Origin of the sequence: Deinococcus actinosclerus (genome assembly GCF_001507665.1) — a bacterium.
GTDB classification, from domain to species: Bacteria; Deinococcota; Deinococci; order Deinococcales; family Deinococcaceae; genus Deinococcus; species Deinococcus actinosclerus.
The window spans coordinates 706670-731847 of record NZ_CP013910.1; the positions used below are offsets into that span (position 1 = coordinate 706670).

At 72.1% G+C, this 25178-nt stretch carries 29 protein-coding genes; 10 read left to right on the forward strand and 19 right to left on the reverse strand.

The genetic code is table 11. The annotated features are described in order from the left end of the window. The first annotated feature begins 141 nt into the window (after window positions 1–141). The gene (locus AUC44_RS03410; RefSeq protein WP_062157403.1) at window positions 142–1842 is read left to right on the forward strand and encodes an HRDC domain-containing protein; all 1701 of its coding nucleotides are present in this window, start codon (window positions 142–144) and stop codon (window positions 1840–1842) included. Between the two features lie 248 nt (window positions 1843–2090). Then, a complete protein-coding gene (locus AUC44_RS03415) occupies window positions 2091–3191 on the forward strand; it encodes a catalase family protein (RefSeq protein ID WP_062157404.1) in 1101 nt (366 codons plus the stop codon). Between the two features lie 373 nt (window positions 3192–3564). Here AUC44_RS03415 and AUC44_RS03420 read toward each other — a convergent pair whose 3' ends face one another. The 5 genes from AUC44_RS03420 to AUC44_RS03440 all read right to left on the reverse strand — a co-directional run bounded on the left by AUC44_RS03420 (window position 3565) and on the right by AUC44_RS03440 (window position 7577). After that, entirely contained in the window at window positions 3565–3927 is a 363-nt protein-coding gene (locus tag AUC44_RS03420) for a (2Fe-2S) ferredoxin domain-containing protein (RefSeq protein ID WP_062157405.1), read from the reverse strand. Window positions 3928–3949: 22 nt separating this feature from the next. After that, window positions 3950–4780, reverse strand: coding sequence for an ABC transporter ATP-binding protein (locus AUC44_RS03425; protein ID WP_062157406.1), 831 nt, complete (start codon window positions 4778–4780; stop codon window positions 3950–3952). After that, on the reverse strand, window positions 4773–5777 hold the full coding sequence (locus tag AUC44_RS03430; RefSeq protein ID WP_062157407.1) for a FecCD family ABC transporter permease: 1005 nt from the start codon (window positions 5775–5777) through the stop codon (window positions 4773–4775). The genes AUC44_RS03425 and AUC44_RS03430 overlap by 8 nt, the downstream gene beginning before the upstream one ends. After that, on the reverse strand, window positions 5778–6659 hold the full coding sequence (locus tag AUC44_RS03435) for an ABC transporter substrate-binding protein (protein WP_062159657.1): 882 nt from the start codon (window positions 6657–6659) through the stop codon (window positions 5778–5780). Window positions 6660–6929: 270 nt separating this feature from the next. Beyond that, window positions 6930–7577, reverse strand: coding sequence for a lysophospholipid acyltransferase family protein (locus AUC44_RS03440; protein ID WP_062157408.1), 648 nt, complete (start codon window positions 7575–7577; stop codon window positions 6930–6932). Window positions 7578–7687: 110 nt separating this feature from the next. Here AUC44_RS03440 and AUC44_RS03445 point away from each other — a divergent pair, with 110 nt between their 5' ends. Next, entirely contained in the window at window positions 7688–8341 is a 654-nt protein-coding gene (locus tag AUC44_RS03445) for an NAD(P)H-binding protein (RefSeq protein ID WP_197408576.1), read from the forward strand. Window positions 8342–8385: 44 nt separating this feature from the next. Here the strand turns inward: AUC44_RS03445 and xseB are convergent, their stop codons facing one another. After that, window positions 8386–8628: an exodeoxyribonuclease VII small subunit gene (gene xseB / locus AUC44_RS03450; RefSeq protein WP_062157410.1), complete on the reverse strand. Its 243-nt coding sequence runs from the start codon at window positions 8626–8628 to the stop codon at window positions 8386–8388. 29 nt (window positions 8629–8657) lie between these two features. Here xseB and AUC44_RS03455 point away from each other — a divergent pair, with 29 nt between their 5' ends. Further along, window positions 8658–9326 (forward strand): flavin reductase family protein, encoded by a 669-nt coding sequence (locus AUC44_RS03455; RefSeq protein WP_062157411.1) that lies wholly within the window; start codon window positions 8658–8660, stop codon window positions 9324–9326. A gap of 71 nt (window positions 9327–9397) precedes the next feature. Here AUC44_RS03455 and AUC44_RS03460 read toward each other — a convergent pair whose 3' ends face one another. The 7 genes from AUC44_RS03460 to AUC44_RS03490 form a co-directional block, all read right to left on the reverse strand. Beyond that, a complete protein-coding gene (locus AUC44_RS03460; protein ID WP_062157412.1) occupies window positions 9398–10027 on the reverse strand; it encodes a DNA-3-methyladenine glycosylase family protein in 630 nt (209 codons plus the stop codon). Window positions 10028–10110: 83 nt separating this feature from the next. Next, the gene (locus AUC44_RS03465) at window positions 10111–10962 is read right to left on the reverse strand and encodes a serine protease (RefSeq protein ID WP_062157413.1); all 852 of its coding nucleotides are present in this window, start codon (window positions 10960–10962) and stop codon (window positions 10111–10113) included. Between the two features lie 87 nt (window positions 10963–11049). After that, the gene (locus AUC44_RS03470; RefSeq protein WP_062157414.1) at window positions 11050–12588 is read right to left on the reverse strand and encodes a S8 family peptidase; all 1539 of its coding nucleotides are present in this window, start codon (window positions 12586–12588) and stop codon (window positions 11050–11052) included. A 610-nt stretch (window positions 12589–13198) separates the two neighbouring features. Continuing rightward, window positions 13199–14011 carry a bifunctional dihydropteridine reductase/dihydrofolate reductase TmpR gene (gene tmpR / locus AUC44_RS03475; RefSeq protein WP_335338678.1) on the reverse strand — a complete coding sequence of 271 codons (813 nt, stop codon included), beginning with the start codon at window positions 14009–14011 and terminating at the stop codon, window positions 13199–13201. Continuing rightward, entirely contained in the window at window positions 14008–14418 is a 411-nt protein-coding gene (locus AUC44_RS03480) for an NUDIX domain-containing protein (RefSeq protein ID WP_062157415.1), read from the reverse strand. Before AUC44_RS03480 ends, tmpR begins: the two co-directional genes overlap by 4 nt. Window positions 14419–14464: 46 nt before the next feature. Then, on the reverse strand, window positions 14465–15937 hold the full coding sequence (locus AUC44_RS03485; protein WP_062159659.1) for an ABC transporter permease subunit: 1473 nt from the start codon (window positions 15935–15937) through the stop codon (window positions 14465–14467). Window positions 15938–15939: 2 nt separating this feature from the next. After that, a complete protein-coding gene (locus AUC44_RS03490) occupies window positions 15940–16869 on the reverse strand; it encodes a DMT family transporter (RefSeq protein WP_062157416.1) in 930 nt (309 codons plus the stop codon). A gap of 144 nt (window positions 16870–17013) precedes the next feature. Between AUC44_RS03490 and AUC44_RS03495 the strand changes: the two genes are divergently transcribed. Together AUC44_RS03495 and AUC44_RS03500 are read left to right on the forward strand one after the other, a co-directional pair. Next, on the forward strand, window positions 17014–17205 hold the full coding sequence (locus AUC44_RS03495; RefSeq protein ID WP_062157417.1) for a hypothetical protein: 192 nt from the start codon (window positions 17014–17016) through the stop codon (window positions 17203–17205). Between the two features lie 119 nt (window positions 17206–17324). After that, window positions 17325–17972: an SRPBCC family protein gene (locus AUC44_RS03500; protein ID WP_062157418.1), complete on the forward strand. Its 648-nt coding sequence runs from the start codon at window positions 17325–17327 to the stop codon at window positions 17970–17972. Between the two features lie 57 nt (window positions 17973–18029). Here AUC44_RS03500 and AUC44_RS03505 read toward each other — a convergent pair whose 3' ends face one another. From AUC44_RS03505 to AUC44_RS03515, 3 genes are read right to left on the reverse strand one after another with little or no spacing between them, the layout of a single operon-like run. Further along, complete coding sequence (locus AUC44_RS03505; RefSeq protein WP_046844204.1) at window positions 18030–18497, reverse strand: hypothetical protein; 468 nt, start codon at window positions 18495–18497, stop codon at window positions 18030–18032. A 56-nt stretch (window positions 18498–18553) separates the two neighbouring features. Next, window positions 18554–18877, reverse strand: coding sequence for a hypothetical protein (locus AUC44_RS03510; protein WP_062157419.1), 324 nt, complete (start codon window positions 18875–18877; stop codon window positions 18554–18556). Continuing rightward, window positions 18874–19455: a TetR/AcrR family transcriptional regulator gene (locus tag AUC44_RS03515; protein ID WP_062157420.1), complete on the reverse strand. Its 582-nt coding sequence runs from the start codon at window positions 19453–19455 to the stop codon at window positions 18874–18876. The genes AUC44_RS03510 and AUC44_RS03515 overlap by 4 nt, the downstream gene beginning before the upstream one ends. Before the next feature lie 159 nt (window positions 19456–19614). Here AUC44_RS03515 and AUC44_RS03520 point away from each other — a divergent pair, with 159 nt between their 5' ends. Together AUC44_RS03520 and AUC44_RS03525 are read left to right on the forward strand one after the other, a co-directional pair. Beyond that, window positions 19615–20691 carry a pyridoxal phosphate-dependent aminotransferase gene (locus AUC44_RS03520; RefSeq protein WP_062157421.1) on the forward strand — a complete coding sequence of 359 codons (1077 nt, stop codon included), beginning with the start codon at window positions 19615–19617 and terminating at the stop codon, window positions 20689–20691. Continuing rightward, window positions 20688–21032 carry a YkgJ family cysteine cluster protein gene (locus AUC44_RS03525; protein ID WP_062157422.1) on the forward strand — a complete coding sequence of 115 codons (345 nt, stop codon included), beginning with the start codon at window positions 20688–20690 and terminating at the stop codon, window positions 21030–21032. Before AUC44_RS03520 ends, AUC44_RS03525 begins: the two co-directional genes overlap by 4 nt. 107 nt (window positions 21033–21139) lie before the next feature. Here AUC44_RS03525 and AUC44_RS03530 read toward each other — a convergent pair whose 3' ends face one another. Further along, on the reverse strand, window positions 21140–22372 hold the full coding sequence (locus AUC44_RS03530; protein ID WP_062157423.1) for an aminoglycoside phosphotransferase family protein: 1233 nt from the start codon (window positions 22370–22372) through the stop codon (window positions 21140–21142). Then, window positions 22362–22895 (reverse strand): flavin reductase family protein, encoded by a 534-nt coding sequence (locus tag AUC44_RS03535; RefSeq protein WP_062157424.1) that lies wholly within the window; start codon window positions 22893–22895, stop codon window positions 22362–22364. The genes AUC44_RS03530 and AUC44_RS03535 overlap by 11 nt, the downstream gene beginning before the upstream one ends. Window positions 22896–22938: 43 nt before the next feature. On the opposite strand from AUC44_RS03535, the gene AUC44_RS03540 reads away from it, so the two are divergent. After that, window positions 22939–23628, forward strand: a complete 690-nt coding sequence (locus tag AUC44_RS03540) for a hypothetical protein (protein WP_062157425.1) — start codon at window positions 22939–22941, stop codon at window positions 23626–23628. 170 nt (window positions 23629–23798) lie between these two features. After that, window positions 23799–24650 (forward strand): CAP domain-containing protein, encoded by an 852-nt coding sequence (locus AUC44_RS16980; RefSeq protein ID WP_082688934.1) that lies wholly within the window; start codon window positions 23799–23801, stop codon window positions 24648–24650. 57 nt (window positions 24651–24707) lie between these two features. Here AUC44_RS16980 and msrB read toward each other — a convergent pair whose 3' ends face one another. Continuing rightward, window positions 24708–25160, reverse strand: coding sequence for a peptide-methionine (R)-S-oxide reductase MsrB (gene msrB, locus AUC44_RS03550; RefSeq protein ID WP_062157426.1), 453 nt, complete (start codon window positions 25158–25160; stop codon window positions 24708–24710). Window positions 25161–25178: the final 18 nt, after the last annotated feature.

Here is a 25178-nt window from a genome sequence, read left to right on the forward strand (position 1 = left end):
CGTTTGGCGCGCGGGGTTTGTAAGGCTCTGGGCGTTTGCGTGCCCGGGAGTCGCAGGTGACCGGGCGGGCCGCGAACGTGAAGGGAGGCCCCCCGGACGTGTGGCGGCGCGCGCGGCGCGCGGTGCGTCAGAATGGAGGGCATGACTGATCCCGTGACTTCTGTGCGCCCTGACGCCCGGCTCGTGCGCCTGCACGCCGGGCGGGGCGATCCGCACGCCCGCCTCGCCGGGGCGCTCGCCGACCTGGAAGGCGCCGCGTGGGGCCTGCTGCTGCGCGACGAGACGGCCCTGGCCCGCCAGCTGGCCGAGCACCTGGGCGCGGGCACGCTGCGCGTGGACGCCCGCGTGCGCGTCAGCCGCGAGGCCCTGGCCGCCGCCGGGCTGGCCGCCGCGAGTGTGGACGCCGACTGGCGCGGCGCGCGCGCCGTGTGGCTGCTGGAACCCACCCCGGCCGAACTGGAGCGCGCGCGCCGCGCCGGGGTGCCCGTGATCGTGGACGCCACGCTGGCCCCCGGCGGCACCTGGCTCGCGCAGGGCGCGCGGCTGGTCGTGTACCGCGACAGCGTGACCCTGACCGGGCACGGCGACGCGCCCCTGAGCGCCCTGTTCGGCGCGGGGTCCGCGCCCGCCCCGGTGGCGGCCGCGCCCAGCGACCTGAGCGTGGCGCTGGCGCTGCGGGACGTGGCGACGCTGCCGCTGCGGCTGGCGCGCGTGGCCCGCACGACCACGCAACTGGCCGAGCGGCTGGGCGGCGCGGCGCAGCCCGCCGGGCCGACCGCGCTGCTCCTGGCGCCGGACGAGGCGGCCGACAGCGAGGCGCCGCTGGGCGGCGTGCTGGCCGCCGCGCGCAGCGTACCGGGCGGCGTCCTGATCACGCCCGGCCTGGAGGACGCCCGAGTGGCGCTGGCCCTGCTGCGCGGCGAGAGCGCCGCAGAGGATGAACCCGCCGCGCCGACGACCCCGGAGGCGGCCGCGCCGCAGGAGGAGGACCGCCGCGAGCAGCGCCCGGAGGGCCGCCCGGATGGTCGGGCAGAGGCCCGCCCGGATCAGCGGGGCGAGTTCCGGGAGCGCCGCGAGAGCCGCGACCGCTTCGAGCGCCGGGAACGCGGGGGCCGCCGGGATGACCGGCGCGACGACCGCCGCGAGCGGGGGGGCCGCGACCGCTTCGAGCGCCGCGACTTCCGCCCGCCCGTGACCGGTGCGCGCGGCGAGCAGCCCGACGCGCCCAGCACTCCGTCCCAGCCGGACATGCCCGAACGCTTCACCTTCGAGCCTCCCGCTGCGGCCCCCGTGAGCACACCCAACCCCGCCCCTGCGCCCCAGCCGGAGCCGGAGGAGACCTGGGAGCCCGAGATCGTGTTCAGCGACTCACCCGCGCAGACGGCCGCGCCGCTGCCCACCCCGGTCAGCAGCGGGCCCGACGCCCCGAACCTCCCGCAGGTGCCGGACGTGCGCCATCAGGCCGTCGAGAAACACGACCAGCCCGACGGGGAACAGACCGAGCCGGTCACGGCGCAGCCCGCCGACGCCCAGCCGGAACCGGAACCTACGCCCGAGCCCGCCCCGGTCATCCTGCCGCCCGACCTGCCCGGCGGGAAGGAGGACCCGGCGGCGAACCTCACCGACGAGCAGATGGCCGTGTACGCCCGCCTGCGCGAGTGGCGCAACGCCGAGGCCAAACGCCAGGAGATCAGCCGCTTCATCATCGCCAGCAACGCCACCCTGGCCGAGATCGCCCGGCGCGTCCCGTACACCCTGGACGACCTGCGCGAGGTCAAGGGCATGGGGCAGGCCCGCCTGGGCAAGTACGGCGACAAGATCCTGGACGTCGTGCGCGGCTGACCGCACACGCAGGAAGCACGCGCAGGGAGAGGGGGACTGGCCGCCGGGTCAGCCCCCCCTCTTCATGTTGGCTCAAGGCGCCCGGGCAGCCCCGGCAGGTACGCTCGCGGCATGATACGGATTCCGTCTGTTTCGCCCTCAACCCGGAAGGACACCGGGGTGCCCACTCCACGCCCGGAATCCGTTCCGCTCCAACTCGCATCCGCTCGAACTGAACGGTTTTGGCAAACCATTCAGTCGGAGTCCTTATGAGCCCCGACTTCGTGCGGTACCGCGACGACCTGGAACGCCCGCAGCCTGACGAGGCGCGCACCTTCGCGCAGCTGGCCCGCGTCATGCAGGGCTACAGCGAGGCCTTCCACACCCGCTACCACCACGCGGTGCGCCCCGTGCACAGCAAGGGTCACGGCCTGCTGATCGGGGAACTGGAGGTCCCGGACCTGCCGCCTCACCTCGCGCAGGGGCTGTTCGCCGCGCCCGGGCGCTACCCGGCGGCCGCGCGGCTCTCCACCCCGCCCGGGGACATCCTGCCGGACAGCGTGTCCACGCCGCGCGCGCTGGCCCTGAAGGTGATCGGCCCGCCCGCCCCCATGCTGGACGGGCACGCGGGCGAGGTCACGCAGGACTTCCTGCTCAACAACGGGCCCGTGTTCGCCGCGAAGGACGCGGGCGGGTTCCTGAACAACCAGCTGCCCATCCGCCTGACCCTGAACGCCCCGGAGGAACTCAAGGTCGCCGCCGCGCTGGGCGCGCAGGTCGCGGCGCGCGTGGCGCCCGAGGGCAGCCCGCTGGCCGGTGCCCTGAAACAGCTCGGCGGGCACCCCTACACGCACCCGCTGGGCGAGACGTACTACTCGCAGCTGCCCATCCGCTGGGGCGAGTACGTGGCGAAGGTGGCGCTGGTCCCCACCGCCGAGCACCTGCGCGCCCTGACCGGGCAGGCGGTGCGCGTCCTGGGGCCGGGCCGCGCCGACGCCCTGCGAGACGCCGTCGCCCAGGTCATCCGCGCGTCGGGCGGCACCTGGGACCTGCGCGCGCAGCTGTGCACCGACGAGACCCGCATGCCCATCGAGGACGGCTCGGTCCGCTGGGACGAGACCCTCAGCCCCTTCGTGACCGTCGCCCGGTTGCACGTCCCCCCGCAGGACCCCGCGCGGCCCGACAAACTGGTGTTCGCCGACGACCGCCTGAGCTTCAGCCCCTGGCATGCCCACGCCGCGCACCGCCCGCTCGGCAGCGCCATGCGCGCCCGCCGCCACGTCTACGAACAGTCGGCGGCCTTCCGGCGGGAACACAACGACGAACCCCTGCGCGAACCCCGCACCGCAGGCGACCTGCCCACCCCCTGACCTCCGATCCTGTTCACGGACGCAGAAGCTCACTCCCATACGACCCGCTCCCGACTGATGGCGTGGTGTCAGCCCATAGTGCGCTGAAGAAACTCGGTGTAGAGAGTGTGTAGTTCCCGAACGGCGGCTGCGTCATCGGGGCATCGCTGGCGCACACTTAGGAAGAAGTGTTCTATATGTTCGTCAGCACGTCGCTCCGAATCGAGAAAGTCGAACCAGCGTGTTTCGGAATGACCATGCCCGGCGTGGTAACCACGAATGAACGCCACAACTTCGTCGAACGAACCGTGGATCGTATACATCCGTGGGCGTGCCAGAACGACCTGCACGAAGTCGAGCAGGAGAAGTTCAGAATTCTGCTCACACATGATGCTTACGACCGCGTGGCCTGTTCGTCCGGTCCGTAGCGGTGCTCGGCGGGCAGGGGCGTGCGGTCGTGGATGGCCTGCGCGACCCGCGCGGCGAGCGGGAAGTCCACGGCGGCGTACCACGCTTCCTCCAGGCCTGCCCCGCCGGGATCCGGGCGGTACACGCACAGGGCCGGGCCGTAGCTGCACGCGCCCAGGCAGCCGCTCTCGGTGAGGCGCAGCGTCCCGCCGCGTTTGTAGTACGCCAGCGACTGGCGTTCCAGGTGATTCCAGAGTGCCTTGTGCAGCAGAGCCGAGCCGCGCGCCTGACAGTTGGGGCCCTGGCAGACGAGCAGGTGGCCGTGGGTGGGGAAGAACTTCGGGGGCATGCCTCTCCTTGGGTGACGCTGCTCAATCCTGCGGGATGACCAGCAGGCGGTCTGCGTGCTGCACCACGTTGACGTGCAGCCCGTACGCGGCGTGCAGGTGCTCGGGCGTCAGCACCTCGTGCGGGGTGCCGCTGGCCTGCACCCGCCCCCCGCAGAGCAGCACGAGGTGATCGGCGCGCGCGGCGAGGTTCAGGTCGTGCAGCACCGCCACGACGCCCAGGCCGCCCGCGACCTCGCAGCGCAGGTACCGCACGACGTCCAGCGCGTACGCGAGGTCGAGGTGGTTGGTGGGTTCGTCCAGGAGCAGGAAGCGCGGTTCGGCCGCCAGCGCGCGGGCCAGCGCCGCCCGCTGCCGCTCCCCGCCGCTGAGTTCCGACACGCGGCGGTCCTCGAAACGGCGGGTGTCGGTGCGGTCCAGCGCGGCGTCCACGGCAGCCTCGTCGGCGGGGGTCCAGGGGGTGCGGGGCAGCAGCCCAAAGCGCCAGTCGCCCGCGCCGCGCCCCAGCGCCACCACGTCCCGCACGCGCGCGCCGTCCGGCAGGCCCTCGCTCTGCGCGAGGTACGCCAACTGCCGCGACCGCTGCGCGCGGCTCCAGGCATTCAGGGGCCGCCCGGCCAGGGTCACCTCGCCCCCCGTGACCGGGTTCAGGCCCAGCAGCGCGCGCAGCAGCGTGCTCTTCCCGGCGCCGTTCGGGCCGATCACAGCGCTGAACACGCCGGGCCGGAACGCCGCACTCACGCCCCGCACCGCTGGGAATGACCCGGCCTGCACGTGCACGTCCCGCGCGACCAGGGCGTCCCGGGGGGTCGCCTCCGGCTGGCGTGGCGCCGTGTGGTGCAGCAGGTCAGTCATGGCGTTCCTTGCGCAGCAGCCACAGGAAGAACGGGCCGCCCAGCAGGGTCGTCACGATGCCCACCTGCGACAGCGGCGTGGTGCGGGCCAGCAGGTCCGCGCCAACCAGCAGCGCCCCGCCCAGCAGCGCCGAGAGGGGCAGCAGCGTGCGGTGCCCGGGCCCGAACGCGAGGCGGATCATGTGCGGCACGATCAGGCCCACGAAGCCGATCACACCCACGTACGCCACCGCGCCTGCCGTGGCGAGGCTCGCGGCCAGCACCGCGATCAGCCGCAGCCGCTCGACGGGGACGCCCAGGCTGCGGGCGGTCAGTTCGCCCAGTTGCAGGGTGTCCAGCGCGCGCGCCAGCAGCAGCAGCGCCCCGCAGCCCAGCGCGGCGTACGGCAGCACGGTCAGCACGTCCCGCCAGCCGCTGAAGCCCAGGTCGCCCAGCGTGTACGCCAGCACCTGCCGCGCGCGGTCCTCGCCGCGCAGGATCAGCGCGGTGGTCGCGGCGCTCAGGACGCTGCCCACCACCACGCCTGCCAGGATCAGCCGCGTGGGGGGAAAACGCCGTCCCTCACGTGCCAGGGACAGCGTGCACGCCACGGCGACCAGCGCGGTCAGCAGCGCCGACACCGGGATCAGCGCGCGGGGCCACCCGGCCACGATGGCGACCGTGGCGCCCAGTGCGCTGCCGCTGGCGACGCCCAGCAGGTACGGGTCCGCCAGAGGGTTACGGAACACGCCCTGGAAGGCGCCCCCGCACACGCTGAGGCTCGCGCCCACCAGCGCGCCCATGACCACGCGCGGCAGGCGGATCTGCCACACGATCACGTCGTTGCCCTCCAGCGCCTGCCGGGTCGCGCCGCGCCACAGCGCGCCCAGCACCTCGCCGGGCGGAATGGTGACGCTGCCCAGCCCGGTGCCCAGGACGACAGCGGCCAGCAGCAGCGCCGCGAGCAGCAGCGTGCCCAGGCCCACCCCCAGCCCCCGGCGCGGCGCGGCGGCCTGCATTTACTTGAACAGTTCCGGGTGAATCAGTTTCGCCAGGCCCATCAGCGCCTGCCCCAGACGCGGCCCCGGGCGGCCCAGCATGCTGTTCAGTTCAGCCGGGATGTCCCGGACCTTCCCGGCTTTCAGCGCGCTGATGCCGCTCCAGCCGGGGCGTGCGCCCGCCGTCTTCGCGTCCACGCCCAGGATCAGCTGCGGGTTGGCCTTCACGATGAATTCCGGGTCCACCTTCGGGAAGTCGCCCATGCTGGCGGGGATGATGTTCCGCGCGCCCGCCTTGGTGAGCAGCACGCCCATGAACGAGTTCGGCCCGATCGAGTAAGGCGTGGGGTCGATCTCGAAGTACGCGGTGGGCTGACGCACGGCGTTCTTCGTGAGGATCTCCACGCGGGCGATGTCCCCCTTGATCTTTCCGACCAGGGCCTTGGCCTGCGCCTCGCGGTTCAGGATCTTGCCGAGCAGCAGCGTCTTGCTGAACACCTCGTCGTACGTCTCGGGGTTCACGGCGATCACGGTGACGCCCGCCTGCGTCAGCGGCTCGGCCAGCTTCCCGTACTGGCTGACGAGCACCACGTCGGGTTTCAGGGCCACCATCGCCTCGATGTTCGGGTTGTACAGGCCGCCCACCTTGGGCAGTTTCGTCACCTGCTGCGGGTAGTCACTGTAGTCGTCCACCCCCACCAGCCGGTCGCACAGGCCCAGCGCGCACACGGTCTCGCTGGTGCTGGGCAGCACGCTGACGATCCGCTTCGGCTCGGCCTTCAGGGTCACCTTACGGCCCAGGTCGTCGGTGATCGTCAGCGGGTAGGAGGTCGCGGCGGCCGCGCCACTCAGGGCGCCGCTCAGGGTGATCAGGGTCAGGATGCCTTTCACGGGGAACGTCATGGGGAACTCCTTCCCTCCGGCAACGAAACGCGCCGCCCGGCTGGGGGCGGCGGCGGGAAACACAGTGTCCGTGGCAGGCCCCACGCGGGGGCGCTCACGGCGTGCCCCCAGTCCGCGAGGGGTCAAGCCACGCCCGCCCACTCCGGGCGGCGCGAACGGCGGAGGTGCTCGGCCTTCCCCAGCCGTAGCCAGGATTACCGTTGCGCGACAGGGCCGGACTCTCACCGGACTTCCCCCCGCAGCCGTCACCCGCGAGTATAGCGCCGGTCGCTACAGCCGCTGCCCGACGGGGACGGCCAGCGTGGACAGCACCTCGCCGAGTTCCCCGGTGATGGCCTTGATCCCGCCGCGTGGCGGGATGGGCGCCCCGAAGCGGATGATCCAGCGCTTGCCGTCGCGGCTGACCCCGGCGGGCAGGATGGGCGCGCGGCCCTTCGCGGCGATCAGGGCGACGCCGCCCTGCATTTCATGCCCGCCGCGCGTGCCCTGCGGGAAGATCCCCACCGTCCCGTTCGCCTTCAGGATGCGCAGCGACGTGCGCACGGCACCCAGGTCGTTCCCGCTGCGGTCCACCGGGAAGGACCCCCCGGCGCGGATGATGTCCCCGATGACCGGGATGAACAGTTCCTTCTTCGCCATGAACTGCAGGAACCGGCCCGGCGGCAGCGCGCGGGCCACCAGAAACGGGTCCAGGGCGCTCACGTGATTGGCCGCGACGACCAGCGGCGTGCCGGGCGGCGGCACGTGCTCGCGGCCGTGCACCTCCAGATGCATACCGCTGAAGATCACGGGCAGGTAGGTGGTGTCCACGACCAGCCGGTACACCCAGGGAATGACGGGCGGCGCGGGCGGCTCGGCCGCAGGGGCCTTGGCGGCTGACGGGGCAGCGGGCTTCTCGGGCAGCGCGGCGTCACTCATTGGTCGCAGGATACGCCCGCGCCCCGCCCCGGCGCCTGCGCATTCTGGCGCAGGGGCAACCGTGGGGCATGGCGCAGTGTTCCGGCCTGCGCCGGGCGAAGCTGCGCCTCATGAATCTCGCAGTGATCGGAGCGGCCGGCGGCGTGGGCCGCCGCGTGGCCGCGCAGGCCGCCGCCGCCGGACATCAGGTGCGCGCACTGGTCCGCACGCCCGAACAGGCCGACATGCTCGCGCTGCACGGTGCGCAGCCGGTGCACGGTGACCTGACCGGCGAATGGACGGCCGTGCTGGACGGCGCCGACGCGGTCGTGTGGGCCGCCGGGGCGGGCGCCAGCGGCCACTTCCAGGCCATCGACGGGGACGCCCTGATCGCCGTGACGGACGAACTCGTCCGCCGCCGCGCCTCGGGCGGGCCCGCGCGGCTGGTGGTGGTCAGTTCCATGGGCGTGGACCGCCCCGAGCAGATGCCGCCCTTCCTGGCCGCCGTGCTGCGCGTCAAGGCCGTCTCGGACGCGCACGTGCAGGCCAGTGGGCTGGACTGGACGGTCGTGCGGCCCGGCGGCCTGACCGACGCCCCGGGCACCGGCATGGTCAGCGCCGGGATGCCCGCCCCGCGCGGCATGATCGCCCGCGACGACGTGGCGGCCGTGGTGCTCGCCTGCCTGAACGACCCGAGCAGCGTGGGGCAGACCTTTGAGGTGGTCGCCGGGGACACCCCGGTCGCGCAGGCGGTCGCGGCGCTGGAAACGGGGAGTGGGAAGTAGGCAGTGGGGAGTGGATCGGGGCTGACCTCCGACCCACTCCCCACTTACTCCGCGTCGTCCGTGTTGTCCGTGTCGGTTTCGTCTGCGTCGCTGCCGTCAGCCCAGTCTCCAGCCAGCACAGCGCGCACCGCCTCGATCCGTTCGCGGCACTGGGCGTAGGCGGCGCGGGCGTCCTCCAGCAGCGGCAGGACGCGGTCGAGGTCGGCCTCGCCGGATTCGAGTTCGGCGGCGATGCGGCTCAGCCGGGCGTACGCCTCCCGGTACGAGGTGGGCTGAGGCTCAGTCATGCTGGCCATGCTACCGCTACGCTGCGCGCATGACGTCTCCCGCTTCTGCACCGGACGCCCTCCCGGTGACGCACTTCGACCTGACGGCGCTGCCCGGCGCGGCGCGGTACAAGCTGCTCACGGCGACCGTCACGCCCCGCCCGATCGCGTGGGTGAGCACGCTGGGCGAGGGCGGGCACGTGAACCTCGCGCCGTACTCCTTCTTCGGCCTGATGGGCAGCGACCCGCCCGTCGTGGCCTTCGCGCCCGGCGACCGCACCGACGGCACCCCGAAGGACACCGCCCTGAATATCGCCGCGGGCGGCGAGTTCACCGTGAACCTCGTCAGCGAGGCGCTGGCCGTCACCATGAACGCCACCGCCACCGACTTCCCGCACGGGCAGGGGGAGCCGGACGCGCTGGGCATTTCCCTCGCGCCGGGCGTGAAGGTCGCCGTGCCGCGCGTGGCCGCCGCGCCCGCCGCGCTGGAATGCCGCGAGGTGCAGACCGTGCTGATCGGCCGCACCCGCATCATCCTGGGCGAGGTGCTGGGCCTGACCCTGCGCGCGGACGCCGTGCAGGACGCCGACCGGTACCACGTGGACACCGGCGCGCTGGACCTGATCGGCCGCATGGGCGGACGCGGCACGTACGCCCGCACCCGCGACACGTTCGTCATTGACCGCATTCCGTTCGAGGAGTGGCAGAAGGGGCAGTAGGGAGTGGGTTGTGGGGAGTGGGTCGGCTTGACGGACACGCTGTTGACCATCAGCCATCAGCCATCAGCCGGTCACGCCGGTTCCCCGCCGGCCTTCACGCGGGCGTTGTCCGCCCACACGTAACGGGCGGCCAGGGTGCGGTACGGCGCCCAGCGGGGCAGCACGTCGGCGGCGGGCGCGTCCGGGTGCAGTCGCGCGAGGCCCTGGCGCAGCGCGAGGTCCCCGAGGCTGAACACGTCCGCGCGGGCCAGGGCGAAAATCAGGAACATCTCGGCGGTCCAGCGGCCGATGCCGGGCAGGGGCAGCAGTTCGGCGATCACGGTCTCGTCGTCCTGCTCGCTCAGGTGCGCGAAGTCCACCGCGCCGGTCTTCGCGGCCTGCGCGATGGCCTGCACGGTCCGCACCTTCGCCCACGACAGGCCCGCGCCGCGCAGCGTGTCGCCACTGGCGGCCAGCAGCGTGTCGGCCGTGACCTCGCCCAGGGTGGCCGTCACGCGGGCGTGGATGCTCGCGGCGGCCTTCACGCTCAGCTGCTGCCCCGTCACGTTCCGGATCAGCGTCCCGAACGGATCGGCGGTGGGCGTCAGGACCGGCAGGTCACCCACCCGGGCGATCACCCCGGCCAGGACGGGGTCGCGGGACAGGTGGGCGGCGGCTGCGGCGTGATCGGCGAGGGGAGCCTGATGGGCGGGCAGGGGCATGCCGGTATTGTGCGCCGCCCGCCGCACACAGCAGCGCACCGGCCCCGCGCGTGCGGGGGCCGGTGCCTGGACGGCAACTGGACTTACTGCGCGGTGACGCCGGTGTTCGTGGCGATCCAGTTGATGTAGCCGTTCACGCGGGTGTACACGCCGTAGCCGCGGCATTCCACCGGGCCGTAGGACACGACGCCCAGCACGTAGAAGCGGTTGTTGTAGCGCGCGGCGAGCGGGCCGCCGCTGTCGCCGTTGCAGGAGTCCTTCCCGGCGTCGTACTTACCGCAGATGGTGTTGCCGGGGCGGCTGCCGCAGTCGCTGCCGGTGGGGGTGATCGGGATTGTTACCTCGCGCAGCGCGCGGTTGCTGTACGCGCCGGTCTCGGTCTTGCCCCAGCCGCTGACGGTGGCGTACTTACCGTTCACGTCCAGCACGCTCTCGGTGGTGTTGTTCGGCAGCGCGGCGGTCGCCACGGTGCTGCCCAGCGTGAACGCGGTGCCCACCTTGATCAGGGCGATGTCGTACGCGTCGCCGTTACTGGAGTAGTTCGGGTGGACGATGATCTGCGACGGGGTGCGCAGCTGGCCGCTGGTGGTGGTCAGGTCGTTGATCCCGGCGCGGACGCGCATCTGGCTGGCGCTGTAGCCGACCACGCAGTGCGCGGCGGTCAGCACCCAGTTGGCGCTGATCAGGGTGCCGCCGCACCAGCCGCCCGACAGTTCGGTGCTGGGCGTGACGCTCACCTGATAGGGACGGTTGGTGACGCTCGTGACCGTGCCGTACACGATCTGGCTGCCGATCGTGTCGGGGAAGGCCTTCTCGGTGCCGGTGACCGTGAGGGTCTCCTCGGGCAGCGTGGCCTGCGGGGCGGTCTGGGTGGAGCAGGCGCTCAGGGCCAGGATACCCAGGGCGGTCAGGGCGGCGTGCAGGGGTTTGAACATGACGGAACCTCCGGAAGGGGAATGGGGGGAGAGGACGGACCGGCGGGTCAGGCGCGTGGGCACAGCTGGTCCACCGGGGCCGGGGGGTTACTTGGTCTCGGTGAGGGTGTAGGAGCCGGTGCCGCTGTAGGCGTAAACTTCCCAGCGGTAGGTGCCGCTGGCAGCGGCGTAGTTGACGCTCTCGCTGCTGGTGCCGCTCTCGCTGGCGGCGACGTCGGCCCAGGTGCTGCCGTTGTACTTCTGGAGGTAGAGGTCAAAGTCGGTGCCGGAGGGGCCGCTGAGGGTGGCCTTGAGGGTGCCGCCCGCGTAGCTGAAGCCGCTCGTGCCGGGCTTGTAGCTGCTCGTCCCCTGGCTGACGCTGCCCGTGTACGTGGTCGTCGTGCCGGTGCTGGGGGGCGTGGTCGTGCCGGTGCCGGTGTACAGCAGGCGGGTGGGGCTGCCCGTGCCCGCGTTCGTGACCTTGCCGTTGGTGGCGCTGTTCAGCATGGCGCTCGTCACGGCGCTGGTGGTGGTGTTCCCGGCGGCGATCAGCAGCGCGGCGGCGCCCGCGACGTGCGGGGTGGCCATGGAGGTGCCGCTGATGGTGTTCGTGGCGGTGGTGCTGCCGATCCAGGTGCTGGTGATGCCGGTGCCGGGCGCGAAGATGTCCAGGCAGCTGCCGAAGTTGCTGTAGGTGGTGTCGCGGCTGTCGGTCTTGGTGGTGGCGCCGACGGTGATGGCGCTGGCGGCGCGGGCGGGGGAGACGTTGCAGGCGTTCTGGTTCTCGTTGCCGGCGGCGACCGCCATCACGAGGTTCTGCGCGGCGGCGTTGTTCACGGCGTCGTCGACGGCCTGGCTGGCGCCGCCGCCCAGGCTCATGTTGGCGACGGCCGCGCCGCTGCCCTTGTTGCTCACGGCCCAGTTCACGCCGGCGATCACGCCGGAGTTCGTGCCGGTGCCGTCACAGCCCAGGACCTTCACGGCGATCAGGGTCACGCCCTTGGCGACGCCGTAGGTGGAGCTGCCCACCGTCCCGGCCACGTGGGTGCCGTGACCCTGGCAGTCGATGTTCTGGCCGTCGCCGGTGGTGTTCGTGCCCCAGATGGCGCGGCCCCCGAAGGCGGTGTGGGCGGTGTTGATGCCGGTGTCGATGATGTACGCCTTCACGCCGCTGGCGGTGCTGTTGTAGGTGTAGCTGCCGTCCAGGGGGAGGTTGCGCTGGTCGATGCGGTCGATGCCCCAGGTGGCGCCGGTCTGCGTGGCGGTGGCGTGCATCTTGGCGTCCTGCTCGATGTACTTGACGCGCTTGTCGGCCTGCAGCTTGGCGAGGTTCTGGGTGCTGAGTTTGGCCGCGAAGCCGTTCAGGGCCGCGCCGTACACCTGCTGGATCTGCACGCCCTGCGGGTCGAGGCCCAGGGTGCTGATCAGGCCGCTGGCGCTCTGGCTGCTCAGGCCACCGGCGGCGCCGTCGCTGAAGACCACGATGTACTGGCCGGGGATCGCTTCGGGGTTGCTGGTGCCCAGGAGGGGCGCGCTCGTCTGGCCGCGGGAGATGACGTCGGTGGTGGGGGCGGTCTGCTGGCTGCCGCAGGCGGCGAGGAGCAGGGTCAGCGCGAGGGTACCGAGGGTAGTGGTGCGTGCGTTCATTGAGACGACCTCCTGGGACAGTTCCGCAACCTGACAGATGAGAATGGCTGCCGTGCGAACACGGCGTGTATGGCGCTGTCAAGCGAAATTGGGAACTTCGCAGATGATACGCAGCTGAACGTCCCATGTTGATGAACGTGGCGCTTCGTGCCGGAATTGTGGTTCCGGGCAGTACAAAAATCACAGAAACCTGACAGCAGGGCGAGCAAAATCGCTGTCTCGTATATCGGGACACGTTTATCTGACAGATTCTCAAATCTCTTAAGGCTCATGCTTCTCATCTGACTGTTTGGGCATTTGTCTGTCAATTGAGGGCTCAGGCCCTTTCGGACCTTACATACGTAAGGACATTGCGAAGGGTGATGAAATCCTGTGGCCCGGCTCATTGCCCAGGGTAGGTGCAAGGGGCAAACGACCTCCGGGAGATGAGAAACGTCAGTCCGGCCGGGGCAGCGAGCCCTGGGGAACGCAGGGCTTCCCGCAGACTCGTCGGCAGAGCGGCAGCCCGCGAGTCCCCTGCCCCACGGCCCAGAGGTCGGGGCACGTCCGCTCGGTTCCGGCGGCGGGCGCCCCGCTCCCGAGCTGCGGGCGGGTCAGCGCGGCAGTCGGGTCAGAGGTGCCAGCCGCCCGCAACTTCCAGGTCCTGCCCGGTCACGTAATCGCTGGCCCGCACGAAGAACAGCGCCGCCCCAACCAGTTCCGCCACCGTGCCCACCCGCCCCGCCGGGATCTCCCGCACGGGCTGGCTGACACTCGTCTCGATCACGCCGGGACTGACCACGTTCACGCTCACGCCGCTGCCCGCCAGCGTCACCGCCAGCGACCGTGACAGCTGCGCCACGCCCGCCTTGGCGATCACGTACGGGACGATCCCGGGCCGCGCCACGTCCGCCGACGCGCCCGCGAACCCCAGGTTCACGATCCGGCCCCAGCCGCGCGCGCGCAGCAGCGGCGCCGCCTCCTGGCAGGTGGCGAACGTGGCCGTCAGGTTGCTGCCCAGCATGTCGGCCCACTGCTCGTCCGTCACGTCCAGCAGCGGGCGGTTCACGTAGTTCCCCACGTTGTTCACCAGCACCGCCAGCCCGGACTCCGGGAACGCCGCGTGCGCCGCGCGCACCAGCGCCCGCGCCCCCGCCGGGCTGCCCAGGTCGGCCCTCAGGGTCGCCGCCCGCACACCCAGCGCCCCGCACTGCCGGGCGGTCTCGCGGGCGTCGGCCTCGCTGGAGCGGTAGTGGACGGCCACGTCGAAGCCCTCGGCGGCCAGCGCGACCGCCAGTCCGCGCCCGATCCCGCGCGCCGCGCCCGTCACCAGCGCCGTGCCCCGTCTCCCCCCGTCCTGGCCCGCTCTGTCCTGGCCCGCCGCGCCCTGTAGCGCCGCCTGTGCCGCCTCGCCCTGCGCCGCTGTGCCCTGCCCGCCGGTCACGCCTCGCCCTGCCGCAGCGCCAGGGTCACCAGTGAGCGCGTCGCCGTGTTCAGCGGGTACTCCAGCGCCTCGTGCAGGTGCACCCAGGCCCACTCCTCGATCTCCTCGTTCGGCTTCACGTCGTGATCCGCGGTCGTCGCCAGGAAATCCACCAGCAGCATGTGCGCGGGCTTGTGGAACTCCCCGCTGAGGACCGACTCCTGCGTCTGCGCGTACTGCACGTCCTCCAGGCGCAGGCCGACCTCCTCCTGAAATTCGCGCTGCACGGCGTCGAGCAGCGTCTCGCCCCACTCGACCTTGCCGCCCGGCACGCCCCACAGCCCGCGCCACTTCGTGGTGCGCACGAGCAGCACCCGTCCGCCTTTGCCCCACACGAGCGCCCCCACACACACCAGCGGTCTCTCCATGCGCGCCAGCGTACCGCCGCGCCCGCCGGGCCGTCCGGGTGAACGCCTACCGACCCCGGCGCCGCATCACGCGGCGTTCCAGGCCCGTGATCACCGCGTACACGAGCACCCCGTACCCGATGAGCAGCGCGATGGCCGCGAACTGCCCGGCCTTGTTCTGGTATGTCCCGGCGACCTGCACCGCCAGCCCCAGACCCTTCTGGTTCGGGTCCACGAATTCCCACACGACTGCCCCGATGAGGGCCAGACTGGCCGCCAGCCGCAGGCCCCCCAGCAGCACCGGCAGCGCGCCCGGGAACTCCAGGCGGGTCAGGCGCTGCCAGCGCGAGGCGCGCAGGGTGCTGAACAGCTCGTGGAAGGTGGCCTCCAGTTCCCGCACGCCGACCAGCGTGGCGACCAGCATGGGGTACAGGGCGCTCAGCGCCGACACGATCACCGCCGGGAGGAACCCGAAGCCCAGCCACGACACGAGCAGCGGCGCGAGCACCACGATGGGCGTGCTCTGCGACGCCACGATGAACGGACTCAGGAAGCGCTCCAGCGCCCGCCAGCGCGCCAGCGGGTACCCGATCAGCACCCCGGAGAGCGCACCCAGCAGCGTGCCCACCAGCGCCGTCTTCACCGTCACGCCGAACGCCGCGAGCAGCGCCGGGGCCGTGCGGATCCCCTCCTGCCACACCGCGCCCGGGGTGGGCAGCAGGAACGGCTGGTTCAGCGCCGAGGCCCCCACCTGCCACGCCACGCCCGCCAGCAGCACCGCCAGCGCGGGCAGCAGCCACGTCACGCTGCGCCCGGCGCGGGTGTCCACCCGCAGCCGCGTGGAGTCCCCGGTGCCCAGCACCGCCCGCAGGTGGGCCTCCAGCCCGTCGGTGTAGGCGCTCACGCGGCCCTCGCCGCGCGTGTCGAGCACCTCCACGATCTGCCCGCCGCGCAGCACCGCCACCCGGTCGGCCAGCCACACCGCCTCGCGGATCGAGTGCGTCACGAGCACCGTCGTCCGGCCGGTCTTCTCGTGCAGGTGCCGCAGTTCCGCGTTGAAGCGCTCGCGGACCAGCGCGTCGAGCGCCGCGAACGGCTCGTCGAGCAGCAGCACGTCCCCGCTCTGCGCCAGCGCGCGCGCCAGCGCCACCCGCGCCCGCATCCCGCCGGACAGCTGCGCCGGGAAGTACGGCCCGTACGCCTCCATGCCCACCAGCTTCAGCGCCTCCGGTGCGCTCAGGCCGCCGCCCGCGCCCAGATCGGCCGGCAGCTGCACGTTCCGCAGCGCCGTGCGCCACGGCAGCAGCCGGTAATCCTGAAAGACCAGCGCGGGCGGCGTCCCGATCCGCACCGCGCCAGACTCGGGGCGCAGCAGGCCGGCCAGCACCCGCAGCAGCGTGCTCTTGCCGCCGCCCGACGGGCCGATCAGCGCCAGGAACTCCCCCCGGCGCACGTCCAGCGTCACGCCGCTGAGGATCACCTCGCCGCCCAGGCGCACTGTGACGTCCTGCACGGCCAGCGGGGCGTCCGCGCCCGGCATGCTCACGCCTTCACCTTATGCGCCGCGTCCGGGATGGGGGCCGGGGCGGGCCGCCCGCGCGTGTTCACAAGCACCACGCCCGCCACCGCCACCACGCCCCCCAGCAGCGTCAGCAGGGTGGGCACCTCGTTCAGCCACGCCCACGCGATGAGTACCGCGAACACCGGCGACACGTACAGGAACGAGGTCGTCATGCCCGCCCCCACCCGCGAGAGCGCGAACGTCCAGGTCAGGTACGCCAGCGCCGCCGGGAACAGCCCGATGTACACCATCGCCAGATGCGCGCCCAGCGGCGCCGCGCGCAGTTCCGCCCCGAAACCTGGCAGGAACACCAGCATGGGTACCGTCCCGGTGATCAGCGACCACACCGTGAAATGCAGCGGATTCATCCGCGCCAGCAGCGGCTTCTGGAACACGAAGTACAAGCTGGTGAACAGCGCCGCCGCCAGGATCAGCAGCGCCCCCTTCGTGAAGCTCAGGCCCTGGCCACTTCCCAGCACGATCAGCGCCACGCCACTCAGGCTGATCAGCGTGCCCAGCCAGCCCAGCGCGTTCAGCCGCTCGCCGGCGAAGCGCGTGGCGAGCAGCGCCGTGATCACCGGGCCGGCCGCGATGATCAGGCTGGCCGTGCCCGCCGGGACGCTCACCTCGCCGTAGTTCAGGCACACGTGGTACAGCGTGATCCCCGAGAAGCTCAGCAGCGCGATCCGGCCCAGGTCACGCAGGGGCGGCACCGGAATCCGTGCCAGCAGCGCGTACAGGCCCAGCGCCGCGCTCGCCACCAGGAAGCGGTACAGCGTCACGTGCCCCGGCGAGAACGCCTCCAGGCCAGCGCGGATCCCCGCGAACGCCGACGCCCAGAACACGATCGTGACCAGAATGGCCCCCAGCGACAACGGATCCAGGCGGCTGGGCGGGGCAGGAGCGCGCATACGCCCGCCAGCATAGAGCCCGCGCCGCGCCGGAGGGGCGGGCCGTCCAGATTCCCCCGCCCGGGACCGTCCCCGCCCGACCCGCATGAACACCCCCTCAGGCCCGGCACACCCGCCCCGGCGCGGCGCGGCGAAGGATGAAGCATGACCGACCCGAACCCTCCCAGCACCCCGGAGACCGCCCAGGAGCACAGCGGCAGCGACCACGCCACCCACGGGGCCAACACCAACCTCACCCCCGACGTGCAGGGCGGCCCCACCCAGCGTGACGACCGCGAGGCCACCGACGCGATCACCGACCAGCACGCGCACGAGGGCGGGAACCGGTCCGGCTGACGCCACGTAAGGTCAATTGCCCCCCCTCCGCCACGGAGCGGGCCTTAATCTTCGTTGGGCGTGGCTTCACGTCCGCCCCAGCACTCACTCCATACACTGCCCCCACGGAGGGAACCACCATGACGAACAGCACCACAGGAATGGATCAGAACCGCATGATCAGCGGCGCCGCCGGAGGCGCCCTGCTGCTGCTGGGCCTGCGCAAGCGCGGCGTGCTCGGCCTCGGGATGGCCGCTGTCGGCGGGTACCTCGCCTACCGCGCCGCCACCGGCAACGACCCGGTGATGGCCGCCGCCGGCCTGAGCGGCAACGCCGTGGCCGCCAAGCCCATCTTCGTGGAGCACAGCGTCGTGATCGACCGCCCCGCGCAGGCCGTGTACGACTACTGGCGCAAGCTGGAAAACCTCCCCCAGATCATGAGCCACCTCGAGAGCGTCACCACGCTCGACGAGAAACGCAGCCGCTGGGTCGCCAAGGCCCCGCTGGGCACCCACGTCGAGTGGGAAGCCGAGATCGTGAACGACAAGCCCGGCCAGCGCATCGGCTGGCACTCCCTGCCCGGCGCGACCGTGGACAACGCCGGGAGCGTGCAGTTCGAGTCGCTGCCCAACGGCGGCACCCGCGTGCACGTCGCGCTCTCCTACCGGCCGCCCGCCGGGCCGCTGGGCGCCGCCGTCGCCAAGCTGTTCGGCGAGGAACCCAGCCAGCAGATCGCCGAGGACCTCCAGAAGTTCAAGGCCGCCTTTGAGGGCAGCGCCAAGAACTGATGTAAACGGGGAAGGGGCCGGAGGTGTGCAGCCTCCGGCCCCTCCTGCTGGCTTCGGTTACCAGTTCAGATCGACGCCGGTGAAGGGCGTGCCGCTCTTGACGACCGTCGCTCCCTTGTACTGGGTCCATCCGGCCTTCAGGTTCAGCAGGTTCTCACCGCTCTTGCTGCCGGTGCCGTCTTTCGAGTACGCGAAGGTCTGGCTGTCACTGGTGCGCTTCTCGGTGCTGTCGAAGGTGTTGTTGCCGTTGCTGTCCACGTACGCGAACAGTTCGTAGCCGCCGTCCACCGGGGTGGCGGGCAGGCTGATCGAGTACACGCGCTTCTGCGGGTTGAAGGTGCCCAGGTTGCCCTGATCCAGCGCCGGAGCCTGCCCACCGTTGAGGGTGGTGCCGCGCAGCGCCATGCGGATGGTGCCGCTGGGCTGGGTGCCGAGGATGTTGCCGGACACGTCCCCGTCGGGAATGCCGAGATAGTTGCAGGAGGCCATCGCCAGGGGCAGCAGGAGCAGGGCAGTTTTCTTCATGCCGTCACCCTAGATGTGCAGCGTGAACCGGATATGAGGCCAGTCTGACGGGCAGATCAGGAATCGCCGTCGTCGGCCCCGGCGGCCTCGGGCACGTCCGCCGCCCCCTCCTCGATCACCGTCAGGGACCGCAAGGTCGCGCCCTGGTGCCAGCCGTACGCCGGGTTGCGCAGGCCCAGCGCCGCCGCGACCCCCTCGGCCGCGCTGCGGTCCGGTTCGCCGTCCAGGCAGAACAGCAGGAACTTGCGCCCGCCCGGCGCGATCCGCACGAACAGGTCCTCGCCGATCTCCAGCTGCTGCGTGCGCGCCAGCCGCTCGGCGCGGCCCTGCGCGTACCGCAGCGCCTCGCGGATCGGCACCGTCACCGTCGGGTTGCTCATGCGCGCAGCCCCGAGAGCAGCATCTCCGCGAACTGATCGGCCACCTCACGCGGGCTCATCGACCCGCCGGGGCGGTACCACGTGTACGCCCAGTTCACCGCCGACAGGATCAGGTACGCGGTCATCTTCACGTCCAGGTCCGCGCGGAAGGTGCCCTCCTGCACGCCCTGCGTGACCAGCTCGCGGTAGAAGCCGTCAATGGTGTCGCGCCAGCTCGTCACGCGCCCGTACGCCTCGGGGGACAGGTGTTTCCACTCGTGGAAGAACACGGTGGCACTGTCCATGTTGTCCGCCACCACCCGGATGTGCCGGAACATCGCCTCGCGCAGCTTCTCGTCGGCGCGCATCGGCTCGCCGCGCAGCGTGAACAGCGCCTCGTCGAACTGCCGGGACGCCTGATTCACGATCTCGATCAGCAGCTCCTCCTTGGAGGCGATGTGCGCGTACAGGCTGCCGCCCTGCATGCCCAGCTCGCCCGCCAGGTCACGCATGCTCGTCGCGTGGTACCCACGCTCGGAAAAGAGGCGGCTGGCCGAGTCCAGAATCTGCTCGCGGCGGGGTTTGGCAGTGTCAGTCATGGTGGGGGAGGGGCCGGCTCGGCCTATTAGGCACAGCCTAGCACGCCCGACCCAAACGACCGTTAGGCCCATCCGGGTGCGTGCTGGACAGGGTCCGGCCCCCCGGCGGGTTTCCCATCACTGGACGGCCCTTCACGCGCGGGTGGTAGAACGGACGGTATGACCACCGAGCCTCTTGCCGCCGCGCCCGCCGGGGTGCGCGCCGCCGTGCGCGGCGTCCCCGCCTACCCGTTCACGCCGCTGGACGTGCCCACCAAACTCGACCAGAACGAGAACCCCTACGACTTCCCGGAAGAACTGAAGGCAGAGGCGCTGCGCCGCATGGCCGCCCGTCCCTGGAACCGCTACCCCGACCTGCACGCCGACGAACTGCGCCGCCGCATCGCCGCCTACGAGGGCTGGGACGAGCGCGGCGTGGTCGTCACGCCCGGCAGCAACGTCCTGATCAAGCTGCTGACCGAACTCGCCGGGATCTCCCAGACCGTCCTGACGGTCAGCCCGACCTTCAGCGTGTACACCCTCGAAGCCCAGCTGCTCGGCGCGAAGCTCGTGCAGGTGCCCCTGAACGCGGACTTCAGCCTGCCCGTGGACGCCCTGAAGGCCGAGCTGAAGCGCCACCAGCCGGGCGTGCTGTACATCACCCAGCCGCACGCCCCCACCGGCCACGTGGACGCCGGCGCCGCCATCCGTGACCTCGTGGACGCCGCCGGGGACTGGGTCGTCGTCCTCGACGAGGCGTACCACCAGTACAGCCGCACCGACCACAAGGACCTCGTGCTCGCGGGCGGCAACCGCCTGAGCCTGCGCACCTTCAGCAAAGCCTGGGGCCTCGCGGGCCTGCGCCTCGGGTACGCGCTCGCCACGCCGGAACTCGCCGGGCAGCTCCAGAAACTCGTGCCCGCCTTCAACGTCAGCACCCTCGCTCAGGCGGCGCTGGAAGTCGCCCTGGAACAGCCCCAGTACGTGCAGGAGCGCGTGCAGGAAGGCATCCGCGAACGGGACCGCGTCCTCGCGGCCCTCTCGGGCCACCCCACCTGCCAGGCGCTGCCCAGCCAGGCGAACTTCTTCCTGCTGCGCATCCCCGACGCGGCCGCCACGTACACCCACCTGCTGGGGCGCGGCATCGTCGTGCGCCGCCAGGACAGCCTCCCCGGTCTGACCGGCTGCCTGCGCGTCGCCATCGGCACCCCCGCCGAGAACGACGCGCTGCTCGCCGCGCTGGCCGACCTGCCATGACCGCGCGCGGGCCGCTCCGCTTAACCCCTGAGGCGCAGGCCCGCTTCACGCATCCCCCCGGGTACGCGCCGCGCAGCCCCGTCACGACCGACTGCACGGCCTGCGGGGCCTGCTGCGCCGCGCCGGACATCCACGCGCTGCACAAACCCCTCGGGGTGCCCTGCACCCACCTGGGGCCCGACCAGGGCTGCGGGCACCTGTGCGCCATCTACGCTACCCGGCCTGGCGTGTGCCGCAGTTACCAGCCGGACTGGGTGTGCGGCGAGGTCGCCCCGCTGCCCACCCTGGACGCCCGCACCCGGCGGTTTCTGGAGATCTACGGTTTACAGCATCTGCCATAAAGAGTTGTTCTTCATGGCCGCGCGGAGCGAGTGAATGTTGCTGAGCAGCACGGAGAATGGAGGCATCAGAAGTCTGTGGTTCTAATGCCTCCATTCGGAGAACTGCCCTACAGCCGGACAGCCTCCCGTAACGCCTGCCTCAGCGAGAACGGCGTGAAGTTCGGGCGGATGCCCGGCACGGTGCCCGTCCAGTCGCGGTAGGCCGCGTCGAACAGGACAGCGCGGTGCAGGTGCGCCAGCGGCAGCGACCGCCACAGCAGCCCCGCCGCGTCTCCGGCCCCCAGGGCGCGCAGGTAGGCTCCGGCCAGCCGCTCCGGCAGGTCCGGCGTGCCCGCCCGTACGGGCAGCGCGGCGCGGGCGGGGTGCAGAGTGAAACTCAGGAACCACCCGGCGTCCATGAACGGGTGCGCCAGGGCCGCCTCGCTCCAGTCGAACCACACGCTGCCCCGCTCCGGGCCGTGCAGGGCGTTGCGGGGGTGCGCGTCCCCGTGGACGGGCCCGGCGGGCAGACCGTGCGCGTGCAGGTCACGGAACGCGGCCGCCACGGCGGGGCGGAGGCCGCGCAGCGCCCCCACCTCGTCGGGGGTCAGGCCCCAGGCGCGCAGGGGGGAGGGGTCGGCCAGCAGGGCGTCCACCCGCGCCGCCATGTCCGGCACCGTCAGGGTGGGTGCGCCCAGGTCGGCCAGGGCCGGGGCGTCCGCCGTGAGCTGGAAGGTCGCCAGCCGCTCCAGCGCGCCGGTCCACGCCGCCGGGTCGGGCACCCTGTCGAGCAGCGCGCCGCCGTCCAGGGTCAGCAGCGTCATGCTCGCCGGATCGGCGTGCAGGACCGGCGGCAGCAGATCCGGGTGCCGCGCGGCAAGGTGCGCGGTCAGGGCTGCCTCGCGCTCGTCCGCGTTGACCTTCAGCCACGCCCGGCGTCCGTCCCCCAGCGGCACGCGGTGGATACCCATCAGGTCGTGACTGAAAAAGGGTTCCACCGGCTGTGCTCGGGTGAGGCCCAGCGCACCCAGCCGAGCGTCCACCCGGTCGCGGGCCACCTCCGGCCAGTCGGGCCGCTGCCAGGGCCGCGCACCCGGCAGGGCGTCCGGGTGGTGCCGGCTCCAGCCGCCGGACCATGTGACCTCCCGCCCGCCGGTCAGACGCACGTGCAACGGGCCGCGCTGTCCGAAGCCCAGCCCGCCGTCGTGCAACAGCCACGCGCCGGGCGGGAGTGTCGCGCGCAGCGCGTCCGGCAGGGCCGCCGCGTCCGGCACGCTCAGGGTCGGCAGGTCACCTGCCGGGGTGCGCCACACCTCGCCCCGCGCGTTCCACAGCGCCAGCGGGCTGGTCTCAGCGGCCACGTTCCGCCCGTTCGGCGGCGGTGGTGGTGTACGTGCTGCGGCCCAGGTAGATGGCGGGCGGCGCGACGAGCAGGCCCGCGTCGTCGTAGGCGTCCGGGTCGAAGTGCACCCCGATGACCTCGCCCACGAACAGGTCGTGGTCGCCGGTGGGCGTGACGGCGCTGACGCGGCAGGTGTAGTGCAGGTACGCGCCGCGCAGCGCGAGCGGCTGCCCCGGCAGGGTGTCGAGGTTCAGCAGGGCGTGCTTGTCCACGCCGCCGTGCAGGCTGTGCAGGCCCGCGCCCTGCACGGCGTCCGCGTGCGTAAGCGGCAGGAAGTTCACGCCGAAGGTGCCGCCCGCGCGGATCAGGGCGTGCGTGGCGCGTTCAGGCCCGACCGCCACGCCGTACAGGGGCGGGTCGGCGCTCAGGGCGGTGTGCCACCCGGCGGCCATGACGTTGCGCTGCCCGGCGTGCGCGGCGGTGATCAGGGCGACGGTGCCGGGGTAGTAGCCGAAGAAGCGGTCGGTGGTGGCGCTGAGCATGTGCGGTCATTGTGCCGCGCCGGGCAGGCGGTACGCTGGGCGGATGTTGCCCCCCGTCCTGGCCGACCTGCTGGAGTTCCACGCGCCGCTGTCCACCGTGCAGCGCGAGCAGGGCGGCGCGGTGACGCTGCTCACGACGGGGGTGAACGTGCTGGCGCTGAACGCGACGTTCCTTCCGGCGGACCTGGGTGGGGTGGACGTGTCGGCGGTGCTCGACTGGCACGAGGGGCAGGGGGTGCCGCCGCTCGTGGCGACCGCCGGGCCGCTGACGGCGCTGCCGGGGCGGGAGGTGGCCCGCGTGCGGGTGACCCGCGCCGGGACGGCCAGGGAGGGGGCCGGGGTGGGGGAGGGCGTGGTGGTCGAGCAGGTCTCACGCCTGCACCTGGGCCCCTGGGCGGAGGCCCTGACGCGCGCGCACGGCACGCCGGGCTGGGGGGCGGGGCTGGCGCGGCAGCTCGCGGCCCGGCTGGAGGGCGAGCGCGCGTTCGTGCCGCTCAGCGCGTACCGTGACGGCGAGGTGGTGGGCGCCCTGCTGTGGCAGGCGCGTGTTGCGGGGGGCGGGGCGGCGGGGGGCGGGGCCGCGCACCTGTGGGGCGCGCCGGACGAGGAGGTCGAGGGGGCGCTGCTGGCGGCGGCCGCTGGGCTGGGCAGGCCACTTCAGGTGTCGTCCGTTCATGAGACGGTGACTGGGGGTGAACGTGAACTTGTTCATTACTCCGTGCTGGAACTGTGACCTTATTCACTTAATGGGACGCCGCGCATTTGAAAAGAGTGAGAAGGGCACGTTGTGATATTCCCGTCAAAGAGACGATTTTTCTTGATCTAGATGGCGGGTCAGCTCCGGTGAGAAATGAGCTATCTCCTCTCACGTTTATGCAGTCTTGAACCAGTTCTAATGACCGCATGCCCACCGCACTTCTGCGAGGCGGCGCCGCCGCGCTGCTCGCCCTCACCCTCGCCGCCTGCGGCAGCACCACCTCCCCCAGCGCAGGCACACCCGGCGCCGGCACGTCCGGCCCCGCCGAACCGGCCCAGGGCACCGGGCTCGCCGCGCAGGCCGTCGCCACCCCCGTCGCGCTGAGCGCCGGGCAGACCCAGCAGCTGAACGTCACCGTGAACGGCCAGCCCGCCCAGCCCGGCCAGCTGAAGTGGACGACCAGCAATGCCGCCGTGGCCACCGTCACCCAGACAGGGCTGGTCACCGCCGTCGCCGCCGGGAGCGCCACCGTGCGCGCCGCGCTCGCCACGAACCCCGGCGCCTACCTCGACTTCCCGGTGACCGTCGCCGCCGTCACCGCGCCGGCGCCCGCTCCGGCACCCAGCCCCACGGCGCCGGGCAGCTTCGCGCAGCAGGTCCTCGACCTCACGAACGCCGCGCGCGCCGTCCCGCGTAGCTGCGGGGCGACCAGCTACGCCGCCGCCGCCCCGCTGACCTGGAACGCGCAGCTCGGGCAGGCCGCGCAGGGCCACGCGGCCGACATGGCGACCCAGAACTACTTCAGCCACACCAGCCTGGACGGTCGCACCTTCGCGCAGCGCATCGTGAACGCCGGCTACACCGCGTACCGTACCCTCGGCGAGAACATCGCCGCCGGGCAGACCACCCCCCAGGCGGTCGTGGACGGCTGGCTCAAGAGCGAGGGCCACTGCAGGAACCTCATGAACCCCGCCTTCAGGGAACTCGGCGTCGGCTACGCCTACAGCGGCGCCAGCACCTACAAGCACTACTGGGTGCAGGACTTCGGCGCCCGCTGACTGCAGGACAGGGGCGGGGGAGGCTGCAACCGGCCTCCCCCGCCCCTGTATCGGGCGTTACGAGAACAGCTGCCGGTACTCGCCGTACCCCTGCGCCTCCAGCTCCGAGACAGGCACGAAGCGCATGGCGGCCGAGTTGATGCAGTAGCGCAGCCCCCCGTGCTCACGCGGGCCGTCCGGGAACACGTGCCCCAGGTGCGAATCCGCCACGGCCGACCGGACCTCGGTGCGCGCGTACCCGATCTTGTAATCGGTATTCTCCGTCAGCGTCACGCTGGGAATCGGGCGCGTGAAGCTGGGCCACCCGCACCCCGCGTCGTACTTGTCCAGGCTGGAGAACAGCGGCTCGCCGCTCACCACGTCCACGTAGATGCCCTCTTCCGTGTGATCCCAGTACTCCCCGGTGAAGGCCCGCTCGGTGCCCTCGTGCTGGGTCACGCTGTACTGCATGGGCGTCAGCCGCTCCCGCAGCTCCGCATCCGACGGTTTCACGAACGGCTTGTCAGTCATGAGGGCAGTCTAGGCGCG

Excerpts from the sequence above, each read along its gene's own strand:
- AUC44_RS03410 (WP_062157403.1), top strand. The coding sequence starts at position 142 with ATGACTGATCCCGTGACTTCTGTGCGCCCTGACGCCCGGCTCGTGCGC.
- AUC44_RS03415 (WP_062157404.1), top strand. The coding sequence starts at position 2,091 with ATGAGCCCCGACTTCGTGCGGTACCGCGACGACCTGGAACGCCCGCAG.
- AUC44_RS03420 (WP_062157405.1), bottom strand. The coding sequence starts at position 3,927 with ATGCCCCCGAAGTTCTTCCCCACCCACGGCCACCTGCTCGTCTGCCAG.
- AUC44_RS03425 (WP_062157406.1), bottom strand. The coding sequence starts at position 4,780 with ATGACTGACCTGCTGCACCACACGGCGCCACGCCAGCCGGAGGCGACC.
- AUC44_RS03430 (WP_062157407.1), bottom strand. The coding sequence starts at position 5,777 with ATGCAGGCCGCCGCGCCGCGCCGGGGGCTGGGGGTGGGCCTGGGCACG.
- AUC44_RS03435 (WP_062159657.1), bottom strand. The coding sequence starts at position 6,659 with ATGACGTTCCCCGTGAAAGGCATCCTGACCCTGATCACCCTGAGCGGC.
- AUC44_RS03440 (WP_062157408.1), bottom strand. The coding sequence starts at position 7,577 with ATGAGTGACGCCGCGCTGCCCGAGAAGCCCGCTGCCCCGTCAGCCGCC.
- AUC44_RS03445 (WP_197408576.1), top strand. The coding sequence starts at position 7,688 with ATGAATCTCGCAGTGATCGGAGCGGCCGGCGGCGTGGGCCGCCGCGTG.
- xseB (WP_062157410.1), bottom strand. The coding sequence starts at position 8,628 with ATGACTGAGCCTCAGCCCACCTCGTACCGGGAGGCGTACGCCCGGCTG.
- AUC44_RS03455 (WP_062157411.1), top strand. The coding sequence starts at position 8,658 with ATGACGTCTCCCGCTTCTGCACCGGACGCCCTCCCGGTGACGCACTTC.
- AUC44_RS03460 (WP_062157412.1), bottom strand. The coding sequence starts at position 10,027 with ATGCCCCTGCCCGCCCATCAGGCTCCCCTCGCCGATCACGCCGCAGCC.
- AUC44_RS03465 (WP_062157413.1), bottom strand. The coding sequence starts at position 10,962 with ATGTTCAAACCCCTGCACGCCGCCCTGACCGCCCTGGGTATCCTGGCC.
- AUC44_RS03470 (WP_062157414.1), bottom strand. The coding sequence starts at position 12,588 with ATGAACGCACGCACCACTACCCTCGGTACCCTCGCGCTGACCCTGCTC.
- AUC44_RS03480 (WP_062157415.1), bottom strand. The coding sequence starts at position 14,418 with ATGGAGAGACCGCTGGTGTGTGTGGGGGCGCTCGTGTGGGGCAAAGGC.
- AUC44_RS03485 (WP_062159659.1), bottom strand. The coding sequence starts at position 15,937 with ATGCCGGGCGCGGACGCCCCGCTGGCCGTGCAGGACGTCACAGTGCGC.
- AUC44_RS03490 (WP_062157416.1), bottom strand. The coding sequence starts at position 16,869 with ATGCGCGCTCCTGCCCCGCCCAGCCGCCTGGATCCGTTGTCGCTGGGG.
- AUC44_RS03495 (WP_062157417.1), top strand. The coding sequence starts at position 17,014 with ATGACCGACCCGAACCCTCCCAGCACCCCGGAGACCGCCCAGGAGCAC.
- AUC44_RS03500 (WP_062157418.1), top strand. The coding sequence starts at position 17,325 with ATGACGAACAGCACCACAGGAATGGATCAGAACCGCATGATCAGCGGC.
- AUC44_RS03505 (WP_046844204.1), bottom strand. The coding sequence starts at position 18,497 with ATGAAGAAAACTGCCCTGCTCCTGCTGCCCCTGGCGATGGCCTCCTGC.
- AUC44_RS03510 (WP_062157419.1), bottom strand. The coding sequence starts at position 18,877 with ATGAGCAACCCGACGGTGACGGTGCCGATCCGCGAGGCGCTGCGGTAC.
- AUC44_RS03515 (WP_062157420.1), bottom strand. The coding sequence starts at position 19,455 with ATGACTGACACTGCCAAACCCCGCCGCGAGCAGATTCTGGACTCGGCC.
- AUC44_RS03520 (WP_062157421.1), top strand. The coding sequence starts at position 19,615 with ATGACCACCGAGCCTCTTGCCGCCGCGCCCGCCGGGGTGCGCGCCGCC.
- AUC44_RS03525 (WP_062157422.1), top strand. The coding sequence starts at position 20,688 with ATGACCGCGCGCGGGCCGCTCCGCTTAACCCCTGAGGCGCAGGCCCGC.
- AUC44_RS03535 (WP_062157424.1), bottom strand. The coding sequence starts at position 22,895 with ATGCTCAGCGCCACCACCGACCGCTTCTTCGGCTACTACCCCGGCACC.
- AUC44_RS03540 (WP_062157425.1), top strand. The coding sequence starts at position 22,939 with ATGTTGCCCCCCGTCCTGGCCGACCTGCTGGAGTTCCACGCGCCGCTG.
- AUC44_RS16980 (WP_082688934.1), top strand. The coding sequence starts at position 23,799 with ATGCCCACCGCACTTCTGCGAGGCGGCGCCGCCGCGCTGCTCGCCCTC.
- msrB (WP_062157426.1), bottom strand. The coding sequence starts at position 25,160 with ATGACTGACAAGCCGTTCGTGAAACCGTCGGATGCGGAGCTGCGGGAG.